We start from the raw sequence: 24,394 nt of genomic DNA on the forward strand, positions 1-24,394 counted from the left end.
CCGGTCGGACTCCGTACGGACGTACGCGAAGCCACCATAGGCACCGGCCTCGCGGTGCGGGCCGCTTGGAGCGATGGTGGAGATATGGCTATCTCACTCACGCCCCCCGGGGAGACGCCTCCCGCAGAGGGTTGCATAAGCGAAGCACATGTCGAGCGCCCCGACGGTGGGATCTGGGAGCACCCCGTCCTCTGGGCGACCGTGATAATGCTGGGCTCTCTCGTCGTCGCGGGATACTTCATCGCGCGCATCTTCGGATTCACATGAGCACACGCCGGACTCTGGAGGCGTTGCTGGAGCGGCACGGCACCACGTATGCGGCCGAGGCGGGTATCCGGATGCGCGACACCCCCCAGCCCTTGTACCAGTTGCTCGTCCTGAGCCACCTGTTGAGCGCGCGGATCCGGGCACAGGTCGCGGTGGCCGCGGCGCGGGCGTTGTTCTCGCACCGGCTGCGTACGCCGCGCCGTATGGCCGACGCCACGTGGCAGGAGCGCGTCGACGCGCTGGGCGAGGGCGGCTACCGCCGGTACGACGAACGGACGGCGACCCAGCTGGGGGACGGTGCCCTGCTCCTGCTCGATACGTACGGCGGGGACCTGCGGCGCCTGCGCCGGGAGGCCGACGGTGACACGGACACACTGCGTTCGGGGCTCCGCCGCTTCCCCGGGATCGGGCCGGCCGGCGCCGACATCTTCCTGCGCGAGGTGCAGTCGGTGTGGGCCGAGACGGCGCCCTACCTCGACGCGAAGGCGCTCCAGGGCGCGGAACGACTGGGCCTGCCCACCGACCCCGGCAGGCTCACCCGGCTGGCGAAGGACCAGGACCCGGCCGTACTGGCCGCGGCGCTGGTTCGGGGCGCGCTGGAGAAGGGCTAGGGTCTCTCGTTTGGATCATGCTGGGCTCGCGTGCACTAGGAGGGCCGTCGCTTGCCCGGCTTGGTGGAGCGGCCCTCCACGAGCGCGCGCCTGATCTGCGCGGCGGCCGCGCGGGCGTGGTCCGAGGTGGATGTCCGGTCGGCCACCGACGTGACGAAGCGGTGGGTGGGGTGCAGGCACTGGCCGCACGGCGTGTCGCTGGTGATCAGATAGCCGTCCTCGCACTGGGAATTCGCGCAGCGGCCGGGGCTCACCAGCGCTTCGGCGATCTCCTGCGGTGCCCAGCGGCGCCGGCCGTCCTCGTCCTTCTCGTGGAGAGCGTGCGACCAGCGGACGTTCCACCGGCGTTCGACCCGCTCCAGGAGCTGGTCGGGGGTGCGTCGGGCGAGCTCGCGGTGGATCAGATCGTGCACCGTCCGGGGGTGGCGGTGGCCGAGTGCCTGGACCAGCGGTTGCGGGAGCGCCTGAAGGATGTAGGTGACCGGGTCGCCTCCCGCGCGCTCGCGCCACTTGCGGCAGGGGCAGGGGCCCTCGACAGGAAGCGCCCGCTGGCATCGGCCGCACCGTCCCCGGCATTCCGCGCAGAGCCCGTCGTCGAGCCCGTCAAGGTGGGGTGCGGGTGCCCGCCCGCAGTCGCGGCAGCAGGCGGCACAAGGGCCGCAGAGGCGCTCGTCGCCGAGCTTTGTCGTCCACTGCCGCTGCTGGCAGCGGCAGCACAGGGCGTTGTTGCAGTACTCGTGGTGTGCGGCGCCCGACTGTCGTCCGGGGTGCGGGAATGACATTGGTGCGTTCTCCAGGTGCGTGGCGAGGATCGGTCAGGTCCAAGCCATGTCGACGAAGCGCGCGCAGGGGCCCTCGGGACGACGGTATCGCCCTCGCCGGGTCCCGTGCGGCGCTGTGCCACGATCGGGTCGACATTCTCCCGCATCCCGACGGTGCGTGTGTATCAGGGCCTCAGGCCGCTGACGACGTTCGCGGTGGCGGTGATCCCTTCGTGGATGGTCGGCGCCATGCTCGTGCCCGCGAGGAAGAAGCCGAGCAGGGCGCACACGATCGCGTGCGAGATCTTGAGTCCGCCGTTGCGCAGGAAGATCACTGCGAGGATCAGCAGGAGCAGCACCACTGAGATCGAAATGGCCATGGCCAACCTCCTCCGCCGCGCCGGAATTGCGGCATTCGGCCGCCAGTGTGGCGCAGCGGAGAGGCCGTTCGGCGCACTGGCGTGTCCGCCGAACGGGTGTTGACGCACAGTGACCGGATGTGTCGGCCTGCGCCGGTCAGCCGCGTCGGCGGAGGAAGGTTTCGAGACCTGCCAGATCGTCGGTGTTGAGGTGGTCGACATCCGCGGCGACGAGCTCGGTCCAGACGGCGTCGCGTTCCGGACCGGCGATGTCGGGCGTCCCCCAGAACCGGACCCGTTGTCCGCTCGCGTGAGCCGCCGAGACGGCGGTGCGCAGCCGGTCCCGTTCGGCGGCGGGGAAGGGCCCTGTCCCCTGCCAGCTGAAGCTCGTGGCCCAGTTGGCGCTGATGAGCGGGATGAAGGAGGCGGGGGCCGCGGTGCCGAGATCCTCCGGCCGGCCGTCGTAGAAGGCGTACCGGGTGGTCTGCGCCTCCATCGGGACGCGGGCGGCGCGGTCTCCCGAGATGACGGGGGTGACCGCGCCGTTGCGGATCCTCCCGTGGACGGAGCGGGTGAGGATGTGGCGGTAACGGCGCAGCACCCGGTCGAGCGCGAGGTAGGTGGCGGCGCCGTCGGTCTTGATGTCGATCAGCAGCTGCAGCGGGGCGGGGTGTCCGCTGTGGACGGAACCGTGGTTGGCGCGGACCCTGGCCAGCAGCGGGTCGAGGTAGAGCGAGACGAGGGTGCGTGCGGGGTCGAGGCTCTCGGGCTCGTGGGCGACGAGCAGCTCGCCGTCCACGAGGAAGATGTCCGCCTCGACGCTCGTGAAACCGTGCGCGAGAGCGTCGTGGAGAGGGCGCGGGTGCAGGTAGTCGTTGTGCGCGTGGGCGCGGGCCAGCGGACGGGGACCGCGGGGGCGGACGGTCCCGGCAGGTGCCGCGGCGGCCTTCTGCGCGGGGATGAACGCGCCTGCGGCGGCGGTGGCGAGAGCGGTGGTGACGACTCTGCGACGGGTCAGGTGTGCCATGGGGTCTCCCTGAGACGGGCGGGCAGAGCGGGCGGGGGGACGCGACGAGTATGGGCGCGCGGATTCACCGAAAGGCAGGTACCTGCCAAGAGTTGAGCATGCCGTCGCCCGCGCGTCGGCTGCGCTGCGCCTGATGTTCCCCTGCGCCCGGCGCCCGGACATGGCGGAGCGGGGGCACGTGTGGTCACGTACCCCCGCTCCGGACGCGCTTCACGGTGCCGGAAGCTCCACCAGCTCGGCGACGGCGTCGCGATGGCGTCCCGCGGTGCCGTACGCGACCGAGTCGGCCTTGGCCCGCTTCAGATACAGATGCGCGGGGTGTTCCCACGTCATCCCGATCCCGCCGTGCAGCTGGACGCATTCCTCCGCCGCGTGAACGGCGACCCTGGAGCAGTAGGCCTGTGCCACGGCCACCGCGAGCGGGGCGTCCGGGCTGCCGGTCGCCAGCGCGTCCGCGGCGTTGCGGGCGGCTGCGCGCGCGGAGACGACCTCCAGCCAGAGCTGGGCCATCCGGTGCTTGAGCGACTGGAACGAGCCCACCGGCCTGTTGAACTGGTGGCGCTCGCGGGTGTGCCGGACGGTTTCCGTCAGGCACCACTCGGCCAGTCCGAGCTGCTCGGACGCGAGCAGTCCGGCGCCGGCCAGCAGGCCCTTGCTCACGGCCGCGGCCGCGGGGCCCGCCTCCGCGAGCCGGGTGCCGGTGGCCCCGGTGAGGGTGACCGTGGCGAGCGGGCGGGTCAGGTCGAGCGGGACGAGCGGCTGGACGGCGACCCCGTCCCCGCCGGCCTCCACCGCGTACAGACCATCAGCCGTGGGCACTAGGAGCACGTCGGCCGCGGCGGCCTCGGCGACGCCGGTCACGGTCCGTTCCAGCGTGCCGGTCATAGCCGCGGCTGCGCCGGCGGGCGGCGTGGCGAACGGAAGGGCGAGCACGGCGATCTTGCGGCCCGAGGCCAGCTCGCCGAGGAGTCCGGCGACGGGGCCGTCGTCGGCGCCCAGCGCGAGAAGGATCTCGGTCGCGACGACGGCGCTCGTCAGGTACGGCGCCGGGGCGACGCTGCGCCCGAGCTCCTCCAGGACCACGGCGGCCTCGCGGTGGGTGGCGCCCTGGCCGCCCAGCTTCTCCGGGACCAGGAGCCCCGCGGCTCCGATCCCTGCGGCAAGTGATTCCCACAGCCGCAGGTCGTACGGCGTGTCGGACTCGATGCCGGCGATCACCGTCGGCGCGTCGGCCCGGTCGGCGAGCAGCGAACGCACGGCGGACCGCAGGTCCTCCTCTGCCTCCGAGTAGAGCAGGTCGGGCGCCTGTGCGGCGTCGGTCTGTGCGGTCATCGGGCAAGATCCTTCCAGGCGACGTCCTTGTCGTTACGCGGCTCCACGGGCAGACCGAGGACGCGCTCGGCGACGATGTTGAGCAGGACCTCGCTCGTACCGCCCTCGATGGAATTGCCCTTGGACCGCAGATAGCGGTAACCGGCGTCGCGTCCGGTGAAGTCGACGAGCTCCGGGCGGCGCATGGTCCAGTCGCTGTACAACAGACCTTCGTCACCCAGCAGTTCGACCTCGAGCCCACTGATCTCCTGATTGAGACGGGCGAACGCGAGCTTCATGCCCGAGCCTTCGGGGCCGGGCTCTCCGGCGACGAGCTGCTGGCGCAGCCGCTCGCCGGTGAGCCTGGCGACCTCGGCCTCGACCCACAGCGTGAGCAACCGCTGGTGAAGGTCGTGGGTGCGCAGGCCGGGCTGTTCGCGCCAGGTCTTCGCGACGGTGCCGATCATGCCGCCCTCGCGGGGGATGCGGGCTCCGCCGATCGAGACGCGCTCGTTCATCAGGGTGGTCTGGGCGACCTTCCAGCCGTCGCCGACCGGGCCGAGGCGCCTGCTGTCCGGAATGCGCACGCCGGTGAGGAAGACCTCGTTGAACTCGGCCTCGCCGGTGATCTGGCGGAGCGGCCGCACCTCGACACCGGGGTCGGTCATGTCGCAGATGAAGTAGCTGATGCCGCGGTGCTTGGGGACGTCCGGGTCGGTGCGTGCGATCAGGATCGCCCAGCGGGCGACATGGGCGCTGGACGTCCAGACCTTCTGCCCGTCGACCACCCAGTCCTCGCCGTCGCGGACCGCGCGTGTGCCCAGGGCGGCGAGGTCGGATCCGGCGCCCGGCTCACTGAAGAGCTGGCACCACACCTCCTCGCCCACCCACAGCGGCCGCAGGAAGCGCTGCTTCTGCTCCTCGGTGCCGTAGCCGAGGACCGTCGGGGCGGCCATGCCCAGGCCGATGCCGATACGGCGCGGATCGTTGTCGGGGGCCCCGGCGGCGGCGAGTTCGGCGTCGACGACCGGCTGAAGGGAGCGCGGCGCGTCGAGTCCGCCGAGCCCGACGGGGTAGTGCACCCAGGCCAGGCCGGCGTCGAAGCGCGCCTCGAGGAAGTCGGCACGGCCGGTGGTGGCCGGCGGATGGGCCGCCAGCAGCTCCTGGGTCAGACGGCGGATCTGTGCCGCGTCGAGGGCGGTGCTCATCGGATGCCTCCTGACGGCAGGACGACGATGCGGCCGGTGCTGGTGCCGTCGGCGACACGCTGCACGGCCCGTGCCGCGTCGGCCATGGGGACACGCTCGCTGATCAACGGCTTGATGACCCCCTGTGCCGCGAGCTTGGTGAGCTCGTCGTGGCAGGCGCGGACGGCGGCGGGGTCCTTGGTGTTGTACAGACCCCAGTGGAGTCCGACGATCGAGTAGTTCTTCACCAGGGCGTGGTTGAGGCCCGGGGTGGGGATGGTGCCGCTCGCGAAACCGACGACGACGACACGGCCCTCGAAGGCGATGCACTTGACGGACTTGGCGTAGGCGTCTCCGCCGACCGGGTCGTAGACGACGTCCGCACCGCGTCCGCCCGTGGCTTCCTTCACCGTCGCGACGATGTCCTCGCTCCGGCGGTCGATGACCAGGTCGCATCCCAGTTCGCGGGCGATCGCGGCCTTCTCGGGGCCGCCGACGACCCCGATGACGGTGGCCCCGGCGGCCTTGCCGAGCTGGACGGCGGCGCTGCCGACGCCACCCGCGGCCGCGTGCACCAGCAGCGTTTCACCGGCCTGCAGATGTGCGCGCCGGTGCAGACCGAACCAGCCGGTCTGGTAGCCGATGTGCAGTGCGGCGGCCTCGGCGTCGTCCAGGGCGTCGGGGGCCGGCAGCAGGGCCGCTTCGTCCGCGACTACGTACTCGGCGAAACCGCCCCGCGGGAGGGCGGGGGTGGCGAGCACCCGGCGTCCGTCCGCCGTCTCACCGCAGATCTCCACGCCGGGGGTGAAAGGCAGCGGGGGCCTCACCTGGTACTGGCCGCGGCAGAGCAGCGCGTCGGGGAAGTTGATGTTCGCCGCGCGCACCTCGAGCAGCACCTGCCCGTCCCCGGGGGTCGGCCGGTCCGTCTCCTCGAGCTCCATCACCTCGCTCGGCTCGCCGTTCCGGTGCACTCGCCATGCCTGCATGAGGGGCCTCCACAACACTGTCGGCATTACCACTGCTCCGGCGCATACTAAGCGGTCGCTTGCCCCTCTGGGAACACCTCGCACCCACCCACTCGGCCCGTTCACGACCGCTTCGGCTTGGCCCTCACGTGCATCCGCTCACCCTGCGGCCCGAACAGGCTGAGAAATTCGACCGGCTCGTCGCCCGCGGGGCCGAACCAGTGCGGGAGCCTGGTGTCGAACTCGGCGGCCTCACCGGGGGCCAGGACCAGGTCGTGCTCCGCGAGCTTGAGCCGAAGACGGCCGTTGAGCACGTACAGCCACTCGTATCCCTCGTGGGTGCGCTGCTCGGGCGCCTCGGTGCAGGAGGCCTCCTGTATGACCTTGTACGCCTGGAGACCTCCCGGCCGGGAGGTGAGGGGCAGGGAGGTCTTCGCGCCGTGCACGATCGGCTTCGCCTTGACCCTCGGATCGCTGACCGGCGGCGCCCCGACGAGATCATCGAGCGGCACCTCATGGGCCCTGGCGATGGGGAGCAGCAGCTCCAGGCTGGGTCGGCGTCCGCCGGATTCGAGGCGGGACAGGGTGGAGACGGAGATTCCGGTGACCTCGGAGAGCGCCGCCAGCGTCACGCCGCGGTCCTTGCGCAGCCGTCGCAGCCGCGGACCGACCCCGGTCAGTACGGCGTCGAGTTCGGGGTCGTCCTGATTCTGTTCCTTCATGACGCCCATTGCAGAATCAGCAATCCTGTTTGTCAATCGGGCACCTGTGCGACCGGAGGCGTCGCCCCCATCCGGAGACCCGGCGGACGGCCCGACCCGATGCCGGGCCCAACGTCAGACCCGGACCGGCCACCGGGCGGGTCAGCGGGCGAAGACTTCGAAGGTGACGGCCGGGCGGCCGCCGAAGCGCTCGGCAGCCGCCTCGGTGGTACCGGTGAGGAACGCACGGCAGTACGTCTCCGGATCCTCGTCCGTCAGCACCTCGATGTAGGTGCGGTGCGCCATCAGAGACTGGACGGAACGCTCGAACCCCGGTGTCGCGTCGACCGCGTGGGTGGGCCGGTCGGTGCCCGCCACGGCGACCCAGCGCACCCCGTCCCACGGCTCGAGATCCTGCTCACCCAGTTCGGGGAAGATCCAGCGGTTTCCCGCGTCGCCCGCGGCGTCCAGGGTGGCCCGGCCGACCGCACGGTGATCCGGGGTGTTCCAGGCGACGCCGCCCCAGGTGTCACGGTGGTTGAGAGTGATGAGCAGTTCGGGCCGGTGACGGCGGATCGCGGCGGCGATGTCGCGGCGCAGAGCCGTGCCGTACTCGATGACACCGTCCCGATGATCGAGGAACTCCACGGAGGCGACGCCGACGGCCGCGGCGCTCGCCCGTTGTTCCCGCTCCCGCAGTGGAGCGCACGCGTCAGGTGCGATCGTGTCGATCCCGGCCTCACCGCGGGTCACCAGGAGGTAGGTGACCTCACGCCCCCCATCGGTCCAGCCGGCCACGGCGGCGGCGCAGCCGTACTCGAGGTCGTCGGGATGGGCGACCACCGCCAGCGCACGGTGCCAGTCCGTGGGCATGGGTTCCAGCTGCTGTGTCATATCCGGCAGGCTATCCAGCGAACGGAGACGGATGCACGCATTCCGTAAGCGGTTCGGGGCAGGGAGCAAGGAGTTGCTCCGGTCGGACGTGCCCACGACCAGCCGTGCCGAGCCGGAGAGCAATACCCCCAGGGGTATTATTACCGTCCGGGGCGCCGGGAGCAGGACCCCGGACCGCCCCCGCTCCGGCGACCGAAAGGAACCCCGCTCGTGATCAGCCCCGCATCCCTCTCCCCCTCCGAGGCCGCAGCCCGCCTGGAGGAGTTCACCGTCATCGACGTGCGGGCACCCGGCGAGTACGCCTCCGGGCACGTGCCCGGCGCCCTGAACATCCCGCTCGACCGGCTCGGCGAGGCGGTGCCCGCCCTGAAGTCGGCCTCCGCCCGTGGCTCGCTGCTGGTGGTGTGCGCCTCCGGCGTACGGTCCACCAGGGCGTGCGAGATCCTCGCCGACGCCGACATCGACGCCGCCACCCTGACCGGCGGGACCTCCGCCTGGGAGGGTGACGGGCACGGACTGGACCGCCCGGTGGGGGCCCGGGCGACCTGGCCGATGGAGCGCCAGGTGCGTCTCGCCGCCGGTTCGCTGGTGGTGGCCGGCCTGGTGGCGGGCCGGCGCCTTCCGGCGGCGCGGTGGCTCTCGGCCGGCATCGGTGCCGGACTCGTCTACTCCGCCGTGAGCAACACCTGCGGCATGGCAGCCGCCCTCTCCAAGCTGCCGTACAACCGCGCGCCGCAGTCCGCGGCCGGCCTGGACGCGACGCTGGACGCCCTCCAGGGCTGACCTAGCGGTCGCTCTCCCCCCGCACGAGGGCGAGCAGCCGGTCCAGCACGCGGGGGCCGCCCGCGCGCACGCCGTCGTGCTCGTACTCGCTGGTCACCCATGTACGCAGTCCACGGATCGACGACGCGGTACGCAGTGCGTGGCCGGTGTCCACGTACATGTCGTCGTGGTAGACGGCGGCGGCCACGGGCACCTCGTTGGCCGCGAGCCGCTCGGCGTCGTACAGGACGGGCCAGTCGGTGCGGGCGGCGAGCAGCTCCGCCGTCTCGCGCAGGGGGCGCAGCGCGGGATCGACGTCGAAGTGCCAGGGGTGGATGCTCTCGCCGGTGAAGAGCACGGGGCCGTCGCCGGCCAGGGCGGCGGCGGCATCGAACTGCGGGAACTCGGCGCGTACGCGTTCGGCGGCCCAGTCGGTGGGGCGTGCGCCCTGGCCGTAGATCACCTCGTGCATGAGGGCGTACAGCGGGTGGCCGGCGAACGAGGTGGCGGTGCGCATGGCCTCCTGGAAGGCATCGGACAGCTCGGTGCCGTGCGGGCCCTCGACGAACGCGTTCTCCAGTAGGTAGTGCAGCTGGTGACTGCCGCTGCCCGAGCCCAGCATGATGCCGAGGGACTGGAATCCCTCGGGTGTCAGCGTGTGCCCGGCGCTGTCCGGGCGGTGCTCGGCGAGGTGTGCGGCGATGGCGCGGGCACGGGCGACGTCCTGCGGGTAGCGGGCGTAGTGGGCGGCGGCCTTCCGCTCGATCCGCGGGTAGGCGGCCCGGTAGACGTCGTCGGCGTGCCCGTCCAGTGAGGGCAGACCGCCGGTGATCAGGACGGCTTCGAGGCCTTCCGGGGCGGCCGAGAGGTAGTGGACGGCGCAGAAGCCGCCGAAGGACTGCCCCAGGACCGTCCAGGGCGCGCCGCCGGTGAGCCTGGGGCGGATCAGTTCGCAGTCGCGGACGATGCTGTCGGACCGGAAGTGGGCGAGGTAGTCGGCCTGCTCGCGGGCGCCGCCGCGCAACGGCAGCGTCTGCCGGTTGGCAGGGGTGGACAGGCCGGTGCCGCGCTGGTCCAGGAGCAGCACACGGAACTCCCGCACCGCCCGCCCCAGCCAGGCCTCCGTGCCCACGAAGCGGCGGGCGCCGAAGCCGGGGCCGCCTTCCAGATAGACCAGCCACGGCAGGTCCTCAGGGGACTTCCCGCTCGCCACGGCTTCGCGGCCGAAGATCTCGATCGTCTCGCCGCCCGGATCGTCGTGGTCGAGAGGGACCGTGAACCGTCGGTCGGTGAGGACGATGCCGGGCTGGCGATAGCTGTTCAAGGGAACTCCTGTATCCGGTGCTTCCCGGACAGTTCAGCACATCGCCGCGACCCGGCCGGTCGCGGGCCCGTTCGCCTCCGACCCCGGTGCCTCCACCGTGCGGACGCAGGAGGAGCCTCGCGGACGCATGAGGACGCTGGACAGATTTACTGGCGTTTGTCATTAACCCGCGTGTGCAATTATTGTCTACGCCAGTAACCATCGTACGCGGATCGATTCGGTCCGTCACCACGAGAGGCATCACCATGTCCACGGTCCCCACCGTCACGCTCAACAACGGCGTCACGATTCCGCAGCTCGGCTTCGGTGTCTTCCAGGTCCCCGACGACGAGACCACCGCCGCGGTCGCCGCCGCACTGGAGGCGGGCTACCGCTCCATCGACACCGCCGCCGTCTACGGCAACGAGGCAGGCGTCGGCCGCGCGCTGGCCGAGTCCGGGCTCGCCCGCGATGAGCTGTTCGTCACCACGAAGCTCTGGAACGCGGACCAGGGATACGACGCCACGCTCGCCGCCTTCGACGCGAGCCTGGCCAAGCTCGGCCTCGACCATGTGGACCTCTACCTCATCCACTGGCCCACGCCTGCCCGTGACCTCTACGCCGACACCTGGCGCGCCCTGGAGAAGCTGCTGGCCGACGGCCGGATCCGGGCCGCAGGCGTATCCAACTTCCAGCCCGCGCACCTGCGCCGCCTGCGCGAGGAGAGCTCGCTCGTCCCGGCGGTCAACCAGATCGAACTGCACCCCGGGCTCCAGCAGAGCGAGCTGCGCGCGGTGCACGCGGAGTACGGCATCGCCACCGAGGCATGGAGCCCGCTGGCGCAGGGCGCGCTGCTGGACGACGACGTCCTCGTCTCACTCGCCGGACGTCACGGGAAGACCCCGGCCCAGGTGGTTCTGCGCTGGCACCTCCAGCTCGGCAACGTCGTGATCCCGAAGTCGGTCACGCCCGCCCGCATCCGCCAGAACATCGACGTCTTCGACTTCGAGCTCTCGGCAGCCGACATGGACGCGATCGCGGGTCTGGACCGTGGCATGCGCACGGGCCCGGACCCCGACACCCTCAACTGAACCGACCCACCGGCTTGTTCACGAGCCATGAGCCGAACCGATCCGGGCAGGTGCCTCGCGCCTGCCCGGCCGTGTTTCACGAATAGGCACCAGGCGCCGGCCGACTACCGCCCGCGCCGGTAGCTGCTTCCGTCCCGGGGCCGCTCGAGCAGACCCGCGACCACGAGATAGCGGCGAAGGGCCGAGCAGTCGTCGTGCACCGTGAGCAGCGCGTCGTTGACCTCGCGCTCCGCGTAGACGCGGTCGCGCTCGAAGAGCGTGTGCGCGAGGTGCACCAGCAACTGCTCGCGGCGGGCGGGCTTCCGGGGGATCGCCGTCAGGCGCCCACCCGAGAAGAGCGCGGCCACCTGGTGCGAGCCGCGGGGTTCCGAATCGGACATGCCGGAAGCCTCGCAGGAGGAGGCCGTACGGGCAACGCGTTTTCCCGCAGGGTGAACGCTTGTTGACGTTAGGGCTGACCGTCGTACGGTGTGACCATTCATTCACCCTCACTCATGAGGCGGTCCCACATGGCCCTGTTCGATCTCCCCCTCGATGAACTGCACGCCTACCGCAGCCGGTCGGTGGAGCCCGAGGACTTCGACGCGTTCTGGTCGGACACACTCGACGAGGCCAGAACCCACGATCTGGACGCCCGCTTCGAGCTGTGCGCCGACCTCAATCTCGTCACCGTCGACGTGTACGACGTGACGTTCGCCGGCTTCGGCGGCCACCCCGTCAAGGGCTGGTTCGTCATACCGGCGGGAACCACCGAACCCCTGCCGGTGGTCGTGGAGTTCATCGGATACGGCGGAGGGCGGAGCCTGCCCCACGCCCACCTCCTCTGGGCCTCGGCCGGCATGGCCCACTTCGTGATGGACACCCGGGGCCAGGGCAGCGGCTGGGCCCCCGGCGACACCGCCGACCCCGTGGGCTCCGGCCCCTCGCTGCCGGGATTCATGACCCAGGGCATCGAGGACCCGGCCACGTACTACTACCGCAGGGTGATCACGGACGCGGTACGTGCGGTGGAAGCGGCCCGCTCCCACCCGCTGGCCGACGCGTCCCGCACCGCCGCGATCGGTGCGAGTCAGGGCGGCGGCCTCGCCCTCGCGGTCGGAGGACTGGTGCCCGACCTGGCGGCCGTCGCGCCGGACGTGCCGTTCCTCTGCGACTTCCCCCGGGCGACCAGGCTGACCGACCGCAAGCCGTACCGCGAGATCGGCGACTACCTCAAGACCCACCGGGGCCGGGCCGAGCAGACGAACAGGACACTCTCCTACTTCGACGGGGTCCACTTCGCCGCCCGGGGGCGGGCACCCGCACTGTTCTCCGTGGCCATGGAGGACCTGACCTGCCCGCCGTCCACGGTGTTCGCCGCGTACAACGCCTACGCGCACGCCGACAAGGAGATCGAGGTGTACGACTTCAACGATCACGAGGGCGGCGGCCCGTTCCAGCACGCGGTGCAGCTCACGCGGCTGCCGCGACTGCTGAAGGCCTGACAGCGGCGCGCGGCCCGGACCCCTTGACCCGCCTCGCGCGCGGAGCCTAGGTTTCCCGGAGAGAAAGCGCTTGCTGTCCGGTGGGCGCCCATGTCTCCACCTGAAGGGGTGTTTGTCACGACCAGCAATCCTTCGCACCGGGAGCCGGTGCGGGTCGCGATCGTCGGCACGGGTGCGATCGCACGTGGCAGTCATCTGCCCGCGCTGACCGCACTCGGCGCCGGGCAGCCGTTGGAGATCGTCGCCGCGGTCGATGTCGACGCGTCCTCGGTCGAGGCGTTCTGCACCGACGCGGGCATCGCCCACCCGTACACCGACCTCGACCGGATGCTCGCCGAGCAGCGTCCGGACCTGGTCACCCTCGCCACCCCGCCCCGGTTCCACCGCGACCAGACCGTCGCCGCGCTGCGCGCCGGGGCGTGGGTGTGGTGCGAGAAGCCGCCCTGCCCCTCACTGGAGGACTTCGACGCGATCGAGGCGGCGGAGGGCACCGCAGGTGACGGCCCGTACGCGGCGATCGTGTTCCAGCACCGCTTCGGCTCGGGCGCCGGGCACGTCCGGGAACTGCTCGCCGAACAGGCCCTGGGCCGACCGCTGGTGGCGCACTGCCAGACCACCTGGTACAGGGACGAGGCCTACTACTCCGCCCCCTGGCGGGGAAGTTGGAGCAGCGAGGGCGGCGGGCCCGCGATGGGGCACGGCATCCACCAGATGGATCTGCTGCTCGACCTCCTGGGCCCGTGGGCGGAGATCCGCGCGATGGCGGGGCGACTGGTGCACGACGTGGAGACGGAGGATGTCTCCACCGCGCTCATCCGCTTCGAGAACGGCGCGATGGCCACCGTCGTCAACAGCGTGCTCAGCCCGGACGAGGTCAGCCGTATCCGGATCGACTGCGAACGGGCAACGGTCGAGCTCACCCATCTGTACGGGTACCGCAACGCGGACTGGCGGATCACACCGGCCCCTGGAGTGACCTCCGAAGAGGCGGACGTCTGGCGCGACTTCGGAGCCGATGTGCCCAGCTCGCACGAGGCGCAGCTCAAGGGCCTACTTGAGGACCTGCGGGCCGGCCGCAGACCGCGGAGCAGCGGCGCGGACGGCCGCAAGAGCCTCGAGCTCGTCGCGGCGCTCTACAAGGCGGCCTTCACCGGGGCCACCGTACGGGCGGGCGAGATCGGCCCGGGCGATCCCTATTACGGCGCGCTGCACGGCGACGCCCCCGGCTGGGCGCCGGAGCGCCCGGACCGGTCCGCGGAGGTCGTGGCATGACGAAGGAAGTGGAACTCGACCACCGGCACGGAGACCACCTGTCCGTCACGGCGACGGGAAGCGGGGTGGAACTGCTGCGCTACGTCTACCGGGCCGAGGAGGCTTGGGAGGCCCCCAAGCCGTACATCCATCCCCTGCGGACGCTGTCCGGCCAGGTGGTGACCGGGTACCGGCCCAACGATCACCGCTGGCACAAGGGTCTGCAGATGACCGCCTCACATCTGTCGGGCGCGAATCTGTGGGGCGGCAACAGCTATGTGCACGGCGAGGGATATCTCGCCCTGCCGGAGCGCGTCGGGTCCATGGCGCACGCCGGTTTCGACGATGTGTCGGTGCACGACGGCGGTGTCCGGTTCTCGGAGCGGCTGACCTGGCATCCCCGCAGCGGCGGGCTCTGGGCCGAGGAGACGCGCCGTATCGAGGTGCACGACATCGACGTGGTGACCGGCAGCTGGGCGCTGACCTGGTCGTCGGCGGTCACCAACCGGCGTGCGGAACCGCTGCGATTCGGCAGCCCGACGACGCACGGCCGCCCGAACGCGGGGTATACGGGGCTGTTCTGGCGCGGGCCGCGCGCCTTCCGGGACGGGCGGATCATCACTCCGGACGCCGAGGGGCCGGACGTCATGGGACAGCAGGCCCCGTGGCTCGCGTACAGCGGTGAGCACGACGAGGCCGACGGGCACGCGACGCTCGTCTTCGTCCACGCCCCCGGGAACGACCACACCGGCGCGGGTGGTGCGCACCCGGCCCACTGGTTCGTGCGCAACTCCCCCTTCGCGGCCGTCGCTCCGTCGTTCGCCTTCCACGAGGAGCTGGTACTGGACCCGGGAGCGACCCTGACCCGTCGATACCGGGTGCTGGTCGCCGACGGCGCCTGGGACCGCGACCGCATCGCGTCCGCGGTCGGCGGACTCTCCTGGTAGCGGTTCAGGTCTGTTCCTGATCCACGGTTCCGAGGTGCACCGGCCGGGCCTGGGGCTCTCGGGCTCGTGGCGAACGGCTCAGGCCGGGCGCGGCCTGAGGCCCTCGTTCCCGCGGGTCGGACTCGTAGCGATCAGGCATCGTGGACGGGCTCCAGGAACTCGAGCCGGTTGCCCAGCTTGTCGAGCACGTAGAAGCGGTTGTACCCAGGGAACGCGTCGTCCCAGGTGACGCTCACCCCGTTGTCGTCCAACCGCTCGGCGAGCACGTCCAACGAGCTCACAAGGATGCCCGGGTGCGCCTTACTGCTCGGGCGGAAGTCGTCCTCGACGCCCAGGTGGATCTCCAGACCACCCCCACGGAACCAGCAGCCACCGCGTGCTGCCAGCTCTGACGGCTTCTCCAGCTCGGTCATGCCGAGAATGTCACGCCAGAACTCGCGGCAGAGCGCTTCGGCCCCCGGGGGGATCGCGAGTTGCACATGATGCAGGCCGTCGAAGGTGTACTCGGAGTTCGGCTGAGCCACATCCGCTCCTCCCTCTGTCTTGATGTCAAGGTAAAGAGTCGGGAAGGGCCGGGCAAGGGGGAACGGCGTCCCGCGCTGAAGCCGGTATTCAGCCCTTCGGGATCAGCTGCCGGATCGGCCTGCCCGGCACACCGTCCGGGTTCGGCCGATCCGCTCACGGCTGTCGCCTCAGCTCTTCCCGGCCAGGGAGAGGACGAAGACCGGGATCTCGCGGTCGGTCTTGGTCTGGTATTCGGCGTAGTCGGGGAACGCCTCCACCGCGCGGCCCCACCACAGGGCCTTCTCCTCGCCCGAGACCTCGCGGGCGACCATGTCCTGCCGGACCGTCCCGTCCCGCAGCTCCACCTCTGGGTCGGCTTGTACGTTGTAGTACCAGACGGGGTGCTTGGGGGCGCCGCCGAGCGAGGCCACCACCGCGTACTCCCCGTCGTGCTCGACCCGCATCAGCGGGGTCTTGCGGAGCTTGCCGCTCTTGGCGCCGCGCGTCGTCAGGAGGATGACGGGCATGCCGCGCAGCGTCGTCCCCTTCGTTCCGCCGGAGCTCTCGATGAGCTCCACCTGCTCACGGACCCACGTCGTCGGGCTCGGCTCGTACTCGCCCTCGATCGGCATGGCACATGTCCTCTCGTCGGAGTGTCGCGGTCGTGTGCCCATCATGGCTCCGCAGTGGACCCGGAGCATGCAGGGACACCGGCGTACAGCCTGCCCGCCGAGCACCGTCTCATTCTCTGGACCGACGTGAGACGGCCAGGGATCAATCCGCTCACAGAAACCCGAACCCTTCAGGCCCATACGTCCAGATATTTCCGATATATCCTCTCGCCCCGCTCCTGGGGCTCCCGGGCACAGGACGTACCGTGGGGGCAGCGGAGTAAGCCAAGCCTTACTCCGCTGCACTCTGCCCGTGCTCGTCCGCCCTAAGGAACACACTCCATGACACGCCCCGTCCGCGTCGCCATCGTCGGAGCCGGTCCCGCCGGAATCTACGCAGCGGACGCGCTTCTCAAGTCCGAGGCCGCCCAGGAGCCGGGCGTTTCGATCGACCTGTTCGAGCGCATGCCCGCCCCGTTCGGCCTGATCCGGTACGGAGTGGCTCCGGACCACCCGCGGATCAAGGGCATCGTCAAGGCGCTGCACCAGGTCCTGGACAAGCCGCAGCTTCGGCTGTTCGGCAACGTCGACTACCCCAACGACATCGGCCTGGACGACCTGCGGTCCTTCTACGACGCCGTGATCTTCTCCACTGGCGCCGACGCCGACCGCGCGCTCGACATACCCGGGATCGAGCTCGAGGGCTCCTACGGCGCCGCCGACTTCGTCGCCTGGTACGACGGGCACCCGGAGGTCCCGCGCACCTGGCCGCTGGAGGCCGAGAAGGTCGCCGTGCTCGGTGTCGGCAACGTGGCCCTGGACGTCGCGCGCATCCTCGCCAAGACGGCGGACGAGCTGCTCCCGACCGAGATCCCCGCGAACGTCTACGACGGGCTCAAGGCGAACAAGGCGCTGGAGGTGCACGTCTTCGGACGGCGCGGGCCGGCCCAGGCGAAGTTCAGCCCGATGGAACTGCGCGAGCTGGACCACTCGCCGAACATCGAGGTCATCGTCAACCCCGAGGACATCGACTACGACGAGGGCTCGATCGCCACCCGCCGGGAGAACAAGCAGGCCAACATGGTCGCCTCCACGCTGGAGAACTGGGCGATCCGGGATGTGGGCGACCGCCCCCACAAGCTCTTCCTGCACTTCTTCGAGTCCCCGGTGGAGGTCGTCGGTGAGGACGGCCGCATCGTCGCCCTGCGCACCGAGCGCACGGAGCTGGACGGCACGGGCAACGTCAAGGGCACGGGCCGGCACACGGACTGGGACGTGCAGAGCGTCTACCGCGCGGTCGGCTACTACTCGGAGGAGCTCCCGAAGCTGCCCTTCGACGTGGTCTCCGGCACCGTCCCGCACGAGGCGGGACGCGTGCTGACCGGTGACGAGCCGATGCCCTCGGTGTACGTCACCGGGTGGATCAAGCGCGGTCCGATCGGCCTGATCGGGCACACGAAGGGCGACGCCAACGAGACGGTGGCCTGCCTGCTGGAGGACCACGCCGCCGGACGGCTGCCCACCCCCACGCAGCCCGGGCCCGACGCCGTCGTCGACTTCCTGGAGCAGCGCGGTGTCCGGTACACCACCAAGGAGGGCTGGCACCGCCTGGACGCCCACGAGCAGGCGCTCGGCGCCGAGCAGGGCCGTGAGCGCGTCAAGGTGGTCGAGCGCACGGCCATGCTGGACGCGTCCGGAGCCTGACCGCCGGTGACACCCGCGCCCCCGGAGCCCTTTCCTCGACGGACGGCTCCGGGGGCGCTGTGCTGTCCGGGGAACGGAGCAGTGGACCGGCGCGTCCGGGCCCTCACGTGCGAGGGCCCGCTACGTCGGGCGCCGAGGGCGGCCTGCCGCGCTCTTGGCCGCCTTGCCGGTCGACCGCCCTGCCACGCTGCCGGCCTTCTTCGCGGCGGGCTTCGCCGCGGACCCCTTCTTGGGTGCGGCCTTCTTGGGTGCGACCTTCTTGGCAGGGGCAGCCCTTCTCAATACGGCTGTGGCCTTGGCTGCCGGCTTCTTGCCGGATCCCGCCTCCTTCGCAGTATCGGTGCGTCCGGTCCTGCTCCGTTTCGTCGAGTCGCGCTCGGCGCCTCGCCTCCGACGACGGGCGGGCGGGCGCTCGGACTCCTGCTCATCCTCCGCGCTGCCGAGCTCCTCCTCGTCCTGGGTGCTCCCGACGACGTCCCCGACACTCTTGCCGACAGCGCCTCCGGCGCTTTTGCCCACCGCGTCCGAACCGCTGCGGCCCACGTCCTCGACGGCAGCCCCCGCTCCGTCGCCGAGACCCTCCACCGCTGCGCCCGCGCCCTCAGCGACGGACTCGACGGCCGCCCCGGCACCTCGCCCGACGTCGCTCACGGCCGCGCCCGTGCCCTCACCCAGCTGCCCCACGGCCCTGCTGGTGCCGGCCCCGACCTTCTCGACCGCCTCGCCCACACCACGGGTCAACTGCTCGAGAATCTGGGGGTTGCGGTCCACCGTGGCCAGCAGCCGGGTGACGATGGCGGCGATGTTGTGGAGCCGCACCCTGAGCTGTGCCTGGACATCCACACCCGCGATGTCCAGTTCGACGCGGCCGAGGCGCACGTCCGCCCCCACGTTCAGCTTGAGGAGGTCCAGCACCTCCGCCTGCAGGGAGACGTGGGCCTCGAGGTCCTCGACTTCCAGATTCAGTTCGTCCACATGGAGAGAGGGGACGTCCAGAAAGACGTCTGACCGGCTCTCACCGGGACCGTGGTCCTGCGGGATCGCGATCTCGTGATCATCCGGGTCCTGACGCCCGTGGTCGGCGCCGTCCGAGCTGGGCATGATGCGCGCACATCCTCGATTGACCCCCGAGCAGCAACTTCACGTTCAAGTGTCGACCGGGCGAAACCATCATGCAATCGCCGGGCGGGTGAGCCGTGCGGCAGCACGCAGGCGCCCTCCGGCGCGCGGCGAGCCGGTGCCGCTCGTACGGGGTGGAGCAGATCCACGACGAAGGCCGAAGCACTCCTGACGGGCCGCGGGACGGTGTCACCCGCGCGGACGGCACACGGCGTCATCCGGCCACCCCGCAGGGGTACTTACCGCTCGCGCGAACTCATGGCGTCATCTGTTCCGGGACGGACGAGCGCCGTCGCCCTGCGCCTCGCACGCCGTAAGCGGAACGCGGCCGGACCGAGGCCGTAGACTCGGCGGATGGCCAAGTACTTCGACGTGCACCCCGAAAATCCCCAGCGCCGCACCATCACCAACGTGGCCGAGAGCATCCGGTCCGGCGCCCTCGTCGCGTATCCGACCGATTCCTGTTACGCCCTGGGATGCCAGCTGGGCAGTCGCGACGGAATCGACCGCATCCGGTCGATCCGGAACCTCGACGACCGCCACCACTTCACCCTGGTGTGCCAGAACTTCGCGCAGCTCGGCCAGTTCGTCCAGGTCGACAACGACGTCTTCCGCGCGATCAAGGCGGCGACACCCGGGAGTTACACCTTCATCCTTCCCGCCACCAAAGAGGTGCCGCGGCAGTTGCTGCACCCCAAGAAGAAGACCGTCGGCGTCCGCATCCCGGATCACACCGTCACGCAGGCGCTTCTGGCCGAGCTGGGTGAGCCGCTCCTGTCCAGCACACTGCTCCTGCCGGACGAGGAGGAGCCGCTGACGCAGGGCTGGGAGATCAAGGAGCGTCTCGACCACGTCGTGGACGTCGTGCTCGACTCCGGCGACTGCGGCACCGAGCCGACCACAGTCATCGACTTCTCCGGTGGCGAGCTGGAGGTCGTGCGCCGGGGAGCCGGCGACCTGGCCCGGTTCGAATAGCAGACCGCCCGCTCGGTCACTCCGCGATTCCGGCCCCTCCGCCGAGATGCGCGCACCCCCGGGTGCCTGGTTCGGTGGAGGGGTCCGCTCCGCCCAGCGCCAGGGAGTGATCATGAGCGAGTCAGAAGACGTCCGGGACCGTCTCCAGCGGATGCGCGGCCAGGCCCAGGACCTCGAGAAGGCCGCCGAGCAGGCCACCGACCCTGCGGAACGCCAACGCCTGCAGGACGAAGCGCACCGGCTCGAATCCCAGAGTGTGCAGGTCAGTGGTATGGCGAGCGGGGACATCTACCCCATGGAGTAGAACGGGTGGCTCCACACCGGGGGCAGCGGGCCGGCTTTCCACTTGCCCTCACCGGGATGACATGTTACTACCGGAAATGAGGTGACATGCGGTGGATACGCGGAGGGCGGGGTACGGGCTTCCCCTCCCCCGCCCCGCTCTCCGCTCGCGCCCGCGAAGGGGACCCCGGTGACGTACATGAGATGGCAGCCGTTCCTGGAAGCCGTCCAGGAGCGTGGCGACTATCCATCGGTCCTGGAGGCGGAGCGGGCGTCACGCGTGGTTCTGGCACTGCTCGGGGCGCATCTGGTCGGCGAGGAGCGGAACGAGCTGGCCGCCCGGCTGCCGGAGACGTTCTCGCTCATCCTCCTGAACCCCCTGCAGGCCGCCGAACCGCTCAGCTCCGAGCGGTTCGTGCGCGCCGTCTCCGCCTGGATCGAGGGCGCGAACGAGCAGACGGCGGCCTGGGACACCAGCGCCGTGCTCAGCGTGGTGGCCGACGCCTCGGGCGAGGATCTGCTCCAACGCCTTCTGCTTCAACTTCCCCCGGGGTACGACCTCTTGTTCGGCCACCCCAGCGGCTGACATTCAGCCCAGGCCCGCGATCCGCGCGAGCCGTCGCATCGAGTCCACCAGCGCCTCGCGGTCGTACGTGCTCGTGGTGACCAGCACCTCGTCCGCTCCGGTCTCCTTGATCACCAGCTCGAGTCCGGCCTCCACCGTTTCCTCGGTGCCCGCCAGGTGTCCACGCAGTCCGTTCTCGAACAGCCCCCGTTCCTTCTCCGTCATGGCCAGCGCCTCGATCCGCTCGGCCGGCGCCAGGGGCGGGAAGGAACCGTGGGTGCGCGAGTACGCCATGGACCAGGCTTCAGGGGCCAGCAGACGGCGCGCCTCCTCCTCGGTGCCGGCGACCGCGACGGTGCCCGCCACGATCACATAGGGCTCCCGGCCCCACGCGGAGGGGCGGAATCCGCTGCGGTAGCCCTCGACCGCCCGTATCAGGTTGTCGCGGCCGCGGAGGTCGCCCACCACGAGCGGCAGGCCGGCAGCCGCGGCGATGGCGGCGCCTTCACCGGTCGCCAGGACGTACGGGGGGACGAGCAGCCCCTCGGCGGGGCGCGCGTGTACCTGGGGGTGGGCCTGCTGGGTGCCGTCCAGCCATCCGAGGAGCTCGGCGAGCTGTCCGGCGAAGGCGCCGGCGTCTTCCTTGTCCCGGCCGAGAGCTCTGCGGATCCCGTCGGTGAAGCCGACCGAACGCCCGAGTCCCATGTCGATCCGGCCGGGGAAGAGCGAGGCGAGCACCCCGAACTGCTCGGCCACGACGAAGGGCTGATGGTTCGGGAGCATCACCCCGCCGGTTCCCACCCTGATGGTGGAGGTCGCGGCCGCGACGGCGGCGGCCAGCACCGTCGGCGCCGAGCCTGCGACGCCGGGCACGCTGTGGTGCTCGGACACCCAGAAGCGGTGGTAGCCGAGGGCCTCGGCCGTGCCTGCCAGGGCGACGGTGTCCCGCAGCGCCTGCGGGGCGTCGTACCCCTCGCGGGTCCGGGAGCGGTCGAGGAAGGAGAACCGGGTCGATGCGATGGGAGAGCTCACGCTTGGTTCAACGCCGCGGATGCGCCGGGATTCCCTGTGCCGCCACGCGGTTCAGCGCACCGAGGCCGCCGCGGCGATCTCGGCGGGCGTGTCACGGAGACCGAGGCGCAGGTGCTCGACGTGGTAGAGGGCCTGATCGAGGAGTTCGGCGACGTGATGGTCGTACAGGGCGTACACGATGGAACGCCCTTTGCGCTCGCCGGCGACCAGCCCCAGATTCCGCAGCAGCCGCAGTTGGTGCGAGCAGGCGGAAGGCTCCATCTCCACCGCTTCGGCGAGATCACCGACCGCGCAGGGGCCCTCCTGAAGACGCGCCAGAATCCGCAGCCGGGAGGGCGTGGCCAGCGCCTGGAGGGTCGCGGCGACACCCGCTGCCCCCACGGCGTCCAGGCGCTCGCGGGTGGTTGCGGTGCTCTGCTCGTCGCGTCCGTGACCCATGGCGTCCATTCTACGGATGACACATGAAGACCTGTTCATATATTCCTGTACGGTGAGGGCGTCGTCGTTCCCGCCGCCCGTGAGGGGTCGTTCCGTCATGCCCGCTGTCGTCGTCCCACCCCCGTCGCGCACCGCTTCCGCGGGTACCGGCAAGGCACCCCGGCGTCGCACGCGGGTCCTCGCACTGACGGAGGCCCGCTGGGCGGGCGCGGCCCTGGTGCTGTTCCTGCTCGCCCTCCCGCTGGAACTCACCGGAGCCCCCGGCTGGACATGGGGCCCGCTGTACGCCCTCGTGTACGCGGCCGGAGGCTGGGAGCCGGCCCTTTCGGGGCTGAGGGAGCTCCGGGAGAAGGTCCTGGACGTGGACCTGCTGATGATCGTGGCGGCGCTCGGCGCGGCCTCGATCGGCCAGGTGATGGACGGGGCACTGCTGATCGTCATCTTCGCGACGTCCGGTGCGCTGGAGGCGCTGGCCACCGCGCGCACCCAGGACGCGGTCCGCGGCCTTCTCGACCTGGCCCCGGCCACCGCCTCCCGCATCACCCCCGACGGCGGCGAGGAGAGCGTCGCCACCGGGGACCTCGCGGTCGGCGATGTCATCCGGATCAGGCCGGGTGAGCGCGTCGGCGCAGACGGCCGGGTGCTCGACGGGGCGAGCGAGGTCGATCAGGCCACCATCACCGGCGAACCGCTGCCCGCGGCGAAGGGCCCCGGGGACGAGGTGTTCGCCGGGACCCTGAACGGTACGGGCTCACTGAAGGTCGCCGTCGAGCGGGACGCCTCCGAATCGGTCATCGCCCGGATCGTGGCGATGACGGAGGAAGCCTCCCGGACCAAGGCCCCCACCCAGCTGTTCATCGAGAAGGTCGAGCAGCGCTACTCGCTCGGCATGGTGGCCGCCACCCTGGCGGTCTTCCTCGTTCCCCTCGCCCTCGGCGACGACATGACCGGCAGCCTGCTGCGCGCCATGACGTTCATGATCGTGGCCTCCCCCTGCGCCGTGGTCCTTGCGACCATGCCGCCCCTGCTCTCCGCCATGGCCAACGCCGGGCGCCACGGGGTCCTCGTGAAGTCCGCCGTCGTCATGGAGCGCCTCGGGCAGGCAGACGCGGTGGCACTGGACAAGACCGGCACCCTCACCGAGGGCACCCCGCGTGTCACCGGCATCCATCCCCTGCCCGGCAGCGGGCTGACCGACGACACACTGCTCGCCCTGGCCGCAGCCGCCGAGCACCCCAGCGAGCACCCGCTGGCCCGAGCCGTCGTGAACGCGGCCCAGGAGCGACGCCTGCGCCTGTCCCCGGCCTCGGAGTTCGCCTCCGCGCCCGGTACCGGCGTCACGGCCACCGTCGACGGTCACCGGATCTCGGTCGGCTCCCCTGCCCGGCTCCTTCAGGACACCGCCACACCCCCGGCGGCCCGGGCCGCCGCGTCGGCCGTCGAGCTGGAGGAGACCGGGCGCACCGCGGCTCTCGTCATGCGCGACGGCCTGCCGGTCGGAGTGCTCGGGATCGCCGACCGCATCCGGCACGACGCCGCGGCGACCGTCGCCTCACTGGCCCGCCTGACCGGCGGTTCACCGATGCTGCTGACCGGCGACAACGCACGCGCCGCCGCCCGGCTGGCGGCCGAGGCGGGCATCACCGACGTCCGGGCGGGGCTGCTTCCTCAGGACAAGGCCGCCGCCGTTCGTGAACAGGAGCGGGCGGGACGCAGAGTGCTGGTCGTGGGCGACGGCGTCAACGACGCGCCCGCGCTGGCCGCCGCGCACATCGGGATCGCCATGGGGCGGGCAGGCTCCGATCTCGCCCTGGAGACCGCGGACGCCGTGATCATCCGCGACGAACTGGCCACCGTGCCCACGGTGGTGGCCCTGTCCCGAGCGACCCGCCGACTGGTCGTGCAGAACCTGGTCGTCGCCGGGGCGTTCATCTCGGCCCTCGTCGTCTGGGACCTCGTGGGCCATCTTCCGCTCCCGCTGGGCGTCCTGGGACACGAGGGCTCCACCGTGATCGTGGGCCTCAACGGCCTCCGGCTGCTGCGCGAATCGGCGTGGCGCCGCGCGGCCGGGCAGGATCCGAGCGTCTCCGGTCCCGTCACCCGACCCACTGCGGACGTCGGCTGAGGGCCCGTCACCGACGGCGGCGAGACGCCTCCGACCGAGCCGTGCGACCCGCCACCACCGCCCCCGCAGGGCATTAGGTACCATATGCCGCTAAAGTCCCCTTCGTATCTGCACCATA

27 protein-coding genes are annotated in these 24,394 nt (G+C 71.1%); 12 read left to right on the top strand and 15 right to left on the bottom strand.

Going from position 1 to position 24,394, the window contains the following annotated elements; translation table 11 throughout:
- The first annotated feature begins 84 nt into the window (after positions 1 to 84).
- Together ACFWFI_RS08490 and ACFWFI_RS08495 are read left to right on the top strand one after the other, a co-directional pair.
- A complete protein-coding gene (locus tag ACFWFI_RS08490) occupies positions 85 to 267 on the top strand; it encodes a DUF6480 family protein (protein WP_387387163.1) in 183 nt (60 codons plus the stop codon).
- The gene (locus tag ACFWFI_RS08495; protein WP_387387164.1) at positions 264 to 878 is read left to right on the top strand and encodes an endonuclease; all 615 of its coding nucleotides are present in this window, start codon (positions 264 to 266) and stop codon (positions 876 to 878) included. The genes ACFWFI_RS08490 and ACFWFI_RS08495 overlap by 4 nt, the downstream gene beginning before the upstream one ends.
- Positions 879 to 913: 35 nt before the next feature.
- Here ACFWFI_RS08495 and ACFWFI_RS08500 read toward each other — a convergent pair whose 3' ends face one another.
- The 8 genes from ACFWFI_RS08500 to ACFWFI_RS08535 form a co-directional block, all read right to left on the bottom strand.
- Positions 914 to 1,660, bottom strand: coding sequence for a hypothetical protein (locus ACFWFI_RS08500; RefSeq protein WP_387387166.1), 747 nt, complete (start codon positions 1,658 to 1,660; stop codon positions 914 to 916).
- A 164-nt stretch (positions 1,661 to 1,824) separates the two neighbouring features.
- Entirely contained in the window at positions 1,825 to 2,019 is a 195-nt protein-coding gene (locus tag ACFWFI_RS08505; protein WP_099177066.1) for a hypothetical protein, read from the bottom strand.
- Positions 2,020 to 2,155: 136 nt separating this feature from the next.
- On the bottom strand, positions 2,156 to 3,025 hold the full coding sequence (locus ACFWFI_RS08510) for a phosphatidylinositol-specific phospholipase C/glycerophosphodiester phosphodiesterase family protein (RefSeq protein WP_387387168.1): 870 nt from the start codon (positions 3,023 to 3,025) through the stop codon (positions 2,156 to 2,158).
- Between the two features lie 210 nt (positions 3,026 to 3,235).
- Positions 3,236 to 4,357 carry an acyl-CoA dehydrogenase family protein gene (locus tag ACFWFI_RS08515; protein ID WP_387387169.1) on the bottom strand — a complete coding sequence of 374 codons (1,122 nt, stop codon included), beginning with the start codon at positions 4,355 to 4,357 and terminating at the stop codon, positions 3,236 to 3,238.
- A complete protein-coding gene (locus tag ACFWFI_RS08520; protein WP_387387171.1) occupies positions 4,354 to 5,544 on the bottom strand; it encodes an acyl-CoA dehydrogenase family protein in 1,191 nt (396 codons plus the stop codon). Before ACFWFI_RS08520 ends, ACFWFI_RS08515 begins: the two co-directional genes overlap by 4 nt.
- Positions 5,541 to 6,509, bottom strand: coding sequence for an NADPH:quinone oxidoreductase family protein (locus tag ACFWFI_RS08525; RefSeq protein WP_387387172.1), 969 nt, complete (start codon positions 6,507 to 6,509; stop codon positions 5,541 to 5,543). Before ACFWFI_RS08525 ends, ACFWFI_RS08520 begins: the two co-directional genes overlap by 4 nt.
- Positions 6,510 to 6,610: 101 nt before the next feature.
- Positions 6,611 to 7,210: a helix-turn-helix domain-containing protein gene (locus ACFWFI_RS08530; RefSeq protein WP_387387173.1), complete on the bottom strand. Its 600-nt coding sequence runs from the start codon at positions 7,208 to 7,210 to the stop codon at positions 6,611 to 6,613.
- A gap of 141 nt (positions 7,211 to 7,351) precedes the next feature.
- Positions 7,352 to 8,083 carry a PIG-L deacetylase family protein gene (locus ACFWFI_RS08535; RefSeq protein ID WP_387387175.1) on the bottom strand — a complete coding sequence of 244 codons (732 nt, stop codon included), beginning with the start codon at positions 8,081 to 8,083 and terminating at the stop codon, positions 7,352 to 7,354.
- A gap of 210 nt (positions 8,084 to 8,293) precedes the next feature.
- Between ACFWFI_RS08535 and ACFWFI_RS08540 the strand changes: the two genes are divergently transcribed.
- Positions 8,294 to 8,866, top strand: coding sequence for a rhodanese-like domain-containing protein (locus ACFWFI_RS08540; RefSeq protein WP_387387177.1), 573 nt, complete (start codon positions 8,294 to 8,296; stop codon positions 8,864 to 8,866).
- A 1-nt stretch (position 8,867) separates the two neighbouring features.
- Here ACFWFI_RS08540 and ACFWFI_RS08545 read toward each other — a convergent pair whose 3' ends face one another.
- A complete protein-coding gene (locus ACFWFI_RS08545) occupies positions 8,868 to 10,169 on the bottom strand; it encodes an alpha/beta fold hydrolase (protein WP_387387179.1) in 1,302 nt (433 codons plus the stop codon).
- A 245-nt stretch (positions 10,170 to 10,414) separates the two neighbouring features.
- Here ACFWFI_RS08545 and ACFWFI_RS08550 point away from each other — a divergent pair, with 245 nt between their 5' ends.
- On the top strand, positions 10,415 to 11,239 hold the full coding sequence (locus ACFWFI_RS08550) for an aldo/keto reductase (protein ID WP_387387180.1): 825 nt from the start codon (positions 10,415 to 10,417) through the stop codon (positions 11,237 to 11,239).
- A 104-nt stretch (positions 11,240 to 11,343) separates the two neighbouring features.
- Here ACFWFI_RS08550 and ACFWFI_RS08555 read toward each other — a convergent pair whose 3' ends face one another.
- Complete coding sequence (locus ACFWFI_RS08555; protein WP_387387182.1) at positions 11,344 to 11,619, bottom strand: DUF2087 domain-containing protein; 276 nt, start codon at positions 11,617 to 11,619, stop codon at positions 11,344 to 11,346.
- Between the two features lie 129 nt (positions 11,620 to 11,748).
- Here ACFWFI_RS08555 and ACFWFI_RS08560 point away from each other — a divergent pair, with 129 nt between their 5' ends.
- From ACFWFI_RS08560 to ACFWFI_RS08570, 3 genes are all read left to right on the top strand, one after another.
- Positions 11,749 to 12,723 (top strand): acetylxylan esterase, encoded by a 975-nt coding sequence (locus ACFWFI_RS08560; protein WP_387387184.1) that lies wholly within the window; start codon positions 11,749 to 11,751, stop codon positions 12,721 to 12,723.
- 90 nt (positions 12,724 to 12,813) lie between these two features.
- The gene (locus tag ACFWFI_RS08565; protein ID WP_387387186.1) at positions 12,814 to 13,995 is read left to right on the top strand and encodes a Gfo/Idh/MocA family protein; all 1,182 of its coding nucleotides are present in this window, start codon (positions 12,814 to 12,816) and stop codon (positions 13,993 to 13,995) included.
- The gene (locus ACFWFI_RS08570) at positions 13,992 to 14,921 is read left to right on the top strand and encodes a DUF6807 domain-containing protein (protein WP_387387188.1); all 930 of its coding nucleotides are present in this window, start codon (positions 13,992 to 13,994) and stop codon (positions 14,919 to 14,921) included. Before ACFWFI_RS08565 ends, ACFWFI_RS08570 begins: the two co-directional genes overlap by 4 nt.
- Positions 14,922 to 15,052: 131 nt before the next feature.
- On the opposite strand, the gene ACFWFI_RS08575 is transcribed toward ACFWFI_RS08570, so the two are convergent.
- Both ACFWFI_RS08575 and ACFWFI_RS08580 read right to left on the bottom strand, forming a co-directional pair.
- Positions 15,053 to 15,445 carry a VOC family protein gene (locus tag ACFWFI_RS08575; RefSeq protein WP_387387189.1) on the bottom strand — a complete coding sequence of 131 codons (393 nt, stop codon included), beginning with the start codon at positions 15,443 to 15,445 and terminating at the stop codon, positions 15,053 to 15,055.
- Positions 15,446 to 15,613: 168 nt separating this feature from the next.
- Positions 15,614 to 16,057 (bottom strand): nitroreductase family deazaflavin-dependent oxidoreductase, encoded by a 444-nt coding sequence (locus ACFWFI_RS08580; RefSeq protein ID WP_387387190.1) that lies wholly within the window; start codon positions 16,055 to 16,057, stop codon positions 15,614 to 15,616.
- A 321-nt stretch (positions 16,058 to 16,378) separates the two neighbouring features.
- On the opposite strand from ACFWFI_RS08580, the gene ACFWFI_RS08585 reads away from it, so the two are divergent.
- On the top strand, positions 16,379 to 17,740 hold the full coding sequence (locus ACFWFI_RS08585) for an FAD-dependent oxidoreductase (RefSeq protein WP_387387192.1): 1,362 nt from the start codon (positions 16,379 to 16,381) through the stop codon (positions 17,738 to 17,740).
- A gap of 120 nt (positions 17,741 to 17,860) precedes the next feature.
- On the opposite strand, the gene ACFWFI_RS08590 is transcribed toward ACFWFI_RS08585, so the two are convergent.
- Entirely contained in the window at positions 17,861 to 18,841 is a 981-nt protein-coding gene (locus tag ACFWFI_RS08590; RefSeq protein ID WP_387387194.1) for a hypothetical protein, read from the bottom strand.
- A gap of 372 nt (positions 18,842 to 19,213) precedes the next feature.
- Here ACFWFI_RS08590 and ACFWFI_RS08595 point away from each other — a divergent pair, with 372 nt between their 5' ends.
- From ACFWFI_RS08595 to ACFWFI_RS08605, 3 genes are all read left to right on the top strand, one after another.
- Positions 19,214 to 19,834 (top strand): L-threonylcarbamoyladenylate synthase, encoded by a 621-nt coding sequence (locus ACFWFI_RS08595; protein WP_387387195.1) that lies wholly within the window; start codon positions 19,214 to 19,216, stop codon positions 19,832 to 19,834.
- A 112-nt stretch (positions 19,835 to 19,946) separates the two neighbouring features.
- Positions 19,947 to 20,138: a DUF6381 family protein gene (locus tag ACFWFI_RS08600; protein ID WP_387387196.1), complete on the top strand. Its 192-nt coding sequence runs from the start codon at positions 19,947 to 19,949 to the stop codon at positions 20,136 to 20,138.
- Between the two features lie 177 nt (positions 20,139 to 20,315).
- A complete protein-coding gene (locus tag ACFWFI_RS08605) occupies positions 20,316 to 20,702 on the top strand; it encodes a DUF2267 domain-containing protein (protein WP_387387217.1) in 387 nt (128 codons plus the stop codon).
- Positions 20,703 to 20,705: 3 nt separating this feature from the next.
- On the opposite strand, the gene ACFWFI_RS08610 is transcribed toward ACFWFI_RS08605, so the two are convergent.
- Together ACFWFI_RS08610 and ACFWFI_RS08615 are read right to left on the bottom strand one after the other, a co-directional pair.
- Positions 20,706 to 21,713: an MsnO8 family LLM class oxidoreductase gene (locus tag ACFWFI_RS08610; protein WP_387387198.1), complete on the bottom strand. Its 1,008-nt coding sequence runs from the start codon at positions 21,711 to 21,713 to the stop codon at positions 20,706 to 20,708.
- Between the two features lie 51 nt (positions 21,714 to 21,764).
- Positions 21,765 to 22,151: an ArsR/SmtB family transcription factor gene (locus tag ACFWFI_RS08615; RefSeq protein WP_387387199.1), complete on the bottom strand. Its 387-nt coding sequence runs from the start codon at positions 22,149 to 22,151 to the stop codon at positions 21,765 to 21,767.
- Positions 22,152 to 22,248: 97 nt separating this feature from the next.
- Between ACFWFI_RS08615 and ACFWFI_RS08620 the strand changes: the two genes are divergently transcribed.
- Positions 22,249 to 24,276 (top strand): heavy metal translocating P-type ATPase, encoded by a 2,028-nt coding sequence (locus ACFWFI_RS08620; RefSeq protein WP_387387201.1) that lies wholly within the window; start codon positions 22,249 to 22,251, stop codon positions 24,274 to 24,276.
- Positions 24,277 to 24,394: the final 118 nt, after the last annotated feature.

The sequence above is a fragment of the Streptomyces sp. NPDC060209 genome, assembly GCF_042728155.1.
Taxonomy (GTDB): domain Bacteria; phylum Actinomycetota; class Actinomycetes; order Streptomycetales; family Streptomycetaceae; genus Streptomyces.

What these genes read in the sequence shown, in the direction of transcription:
- ACFWFI_RS08490 (WP_387387163.1), top strand. Translation starts at nt 85, where the DNA reads ATGGCTATCTCACTCACGCCCCCCGGGGAGACGCCTCCCGCAGAGGGT.
- ACFWFI_RS08495 (WP_387387164.1), top strand. Translation starts at nt 264, where the DNA reads ATGAGCACACGCCGGACTCTGGAGGCGTTGCTGGAGCGGCACGGCACC.
- ACFWFI_RS08500 (WP_387387166.1), bottom strand. Translation starts at nt 1,660, where the DNA reads ATGTCATTCCCGCACCCCGGACGACAGTCGGGCGCCGCACACCACGAG.
- ACFWFI_RS08505 (WP_099177066.1), bottom strand. Translation starts at nt 2,019, where the DNA reads ATGGCCATTTCGATCTCAGTGGTGCTGCTCCTGCTGATCCTCGCAGTG.
- ACFWFI_RS08510 (WP_387387168.1), bottom strand. Translation starts at nt 3,025, where the DNA reads ATGGCACACCTGACCCGTCGCAGAGTCGTCACCACCGCTCTCGCCACC.
- ACFWFI_RS08515 (WP_387387169.1), bottom strand. Translation starts at nt 4,357, where the DNA reads ATGACCGCACAGACCGACGCCGCACAGGCGCCCGACCTGCTCTACTCG.
- ACFWFI_RS08520 (WP_387387171.1), bottom strand. Translation starts at nt 5,544, where the DNA reads ATGAGCACCGCCCTCGACGCGGCACAGATCCGCCGTCTGACCCAGGAG.
- ACFWFI_RS08525 (WP_387387172.1), bottom strand. Translation starts at nt 6,509, where the DNA reads ATGCAGGCATGGCGAGTGCACCGGAACGGCGAGCCGAGCGAGGTGATG.
- ACFWFI_RS08530 (WP_387387173.1), bottom strand. Translation starts at nt 7,210, where the DNA reads ATGAAGGAACAGAATCAGGACGACCCCGAACTCGACGCCGTACTGACC.
- ACFWFI_RS08535 (WP_387387175.1), bottom strand. Translation starts at nt 8,083, where the DNA reads ATGACACAGCAGCTGGAACCCATGCCCACGGACTGGCACCGTGCGCTG.
- ACFWFI_RS08550 (WP_387387180.1), top strand. Translation starts at nt 10,415, where the DNA reads ATGTCCACGGTCCCCACCGTCACGCTCAACAACGGCGTCACGATTCCG.
- ACFWFI_RS08555 (WP_387387182.1), bottom strand. Translation starts at nt 11,619, where the DNA reads ATGTCCGATTCGGAACCCCGCGGCTCGCACCAGGTGGCCGCGCTCTTC.
- ACFWFI_RS08560 (WP_387387184.1), top strand. Translation starts at nt 11,749, where the DNA reads ATGGCCCTGTTCGATCTCCCCCTCGATGAACTGCACGCCTACCGCAGC.
- ACFWFI_RS08565 (WP_387387186.1), top strand. Translation starts at nt 12,814, where the DNA reads ATGTCTCCACCTGAAGGGGTGTTTGTCACGACCAGCAATCCTTCGCAC.
- ACFWFI_RS08570 (WP_387387188.1), top strand. Translation starts at nt 13,992, where the DNA reads ATGACGAAGGAAGTGGAACTCGACCACCGGCACGGAGACCACCTGTCC.
- ACFWFI_RS08580 (WP_387387190.1), bottom strand. Translation starts at nt 16,057, where the DNA reads ATGCCGATCGAGGGCGAGTACGAGCCGAGCCCGACGACGTGGGTCCGT.
- ACFWFI_RS08585 (WP_387387192.1), top strand. Translation starts at nt 16,379, where the DNA reads ATGACACGCCCCGTCCGCGTCGCCATCGTCGGAGCCGGTCCCGCCGGA.
- ACFWFI_RS08590 (WP_387387194.1), bottom strand. Translation starts at nt 18,841, where the DNA reads ATGCCCAGCTCGGACGGCGCCGACCACGGGCGTCAGGACCCGGATGAT.
- ACFWFI_RS08595 (WP_387387195.1), top strand. Translation starts at nt 19,214, where the DNA reads ATGGCCAAGTACTTCGACGTGCACCCCGAAAATCCCCAGCGCCGCACC.
- ACFWFI_RS08600 (WP_387387196.1), top strand. Translation starts at nt 19,947, where the DNA reads ATGAGCGAGTCAGAAGACGTCCGGGACCGTCTCCAGCGGATGCGCGGC.
- ACFWFI_RS08605 (WP_387387217.1), top strand. Translation starts at nt 20,316, where the DNA reads ATGAGATGGCAGCCGTTCCTGGAAGCCGTCCAGGAGCGTGGCGACTAT.
- ACFWFI_RS08615 (WP_387387199.1), bottom strand. Translation starts at nt 22,151, where the DNA reads ATGGGTCACGGACGCGACGAGCAGAGCACCGCAACCACCCGCGAGCGC.
- ACFWFI_RS08620 (WP_387387201.1), top strand. Translation starts at nt 22,249, where the DNA reads ATGCCCGCTGTCGTCGTCCCACCCCCGTCGCGCACCGCTTCCGCGGGT.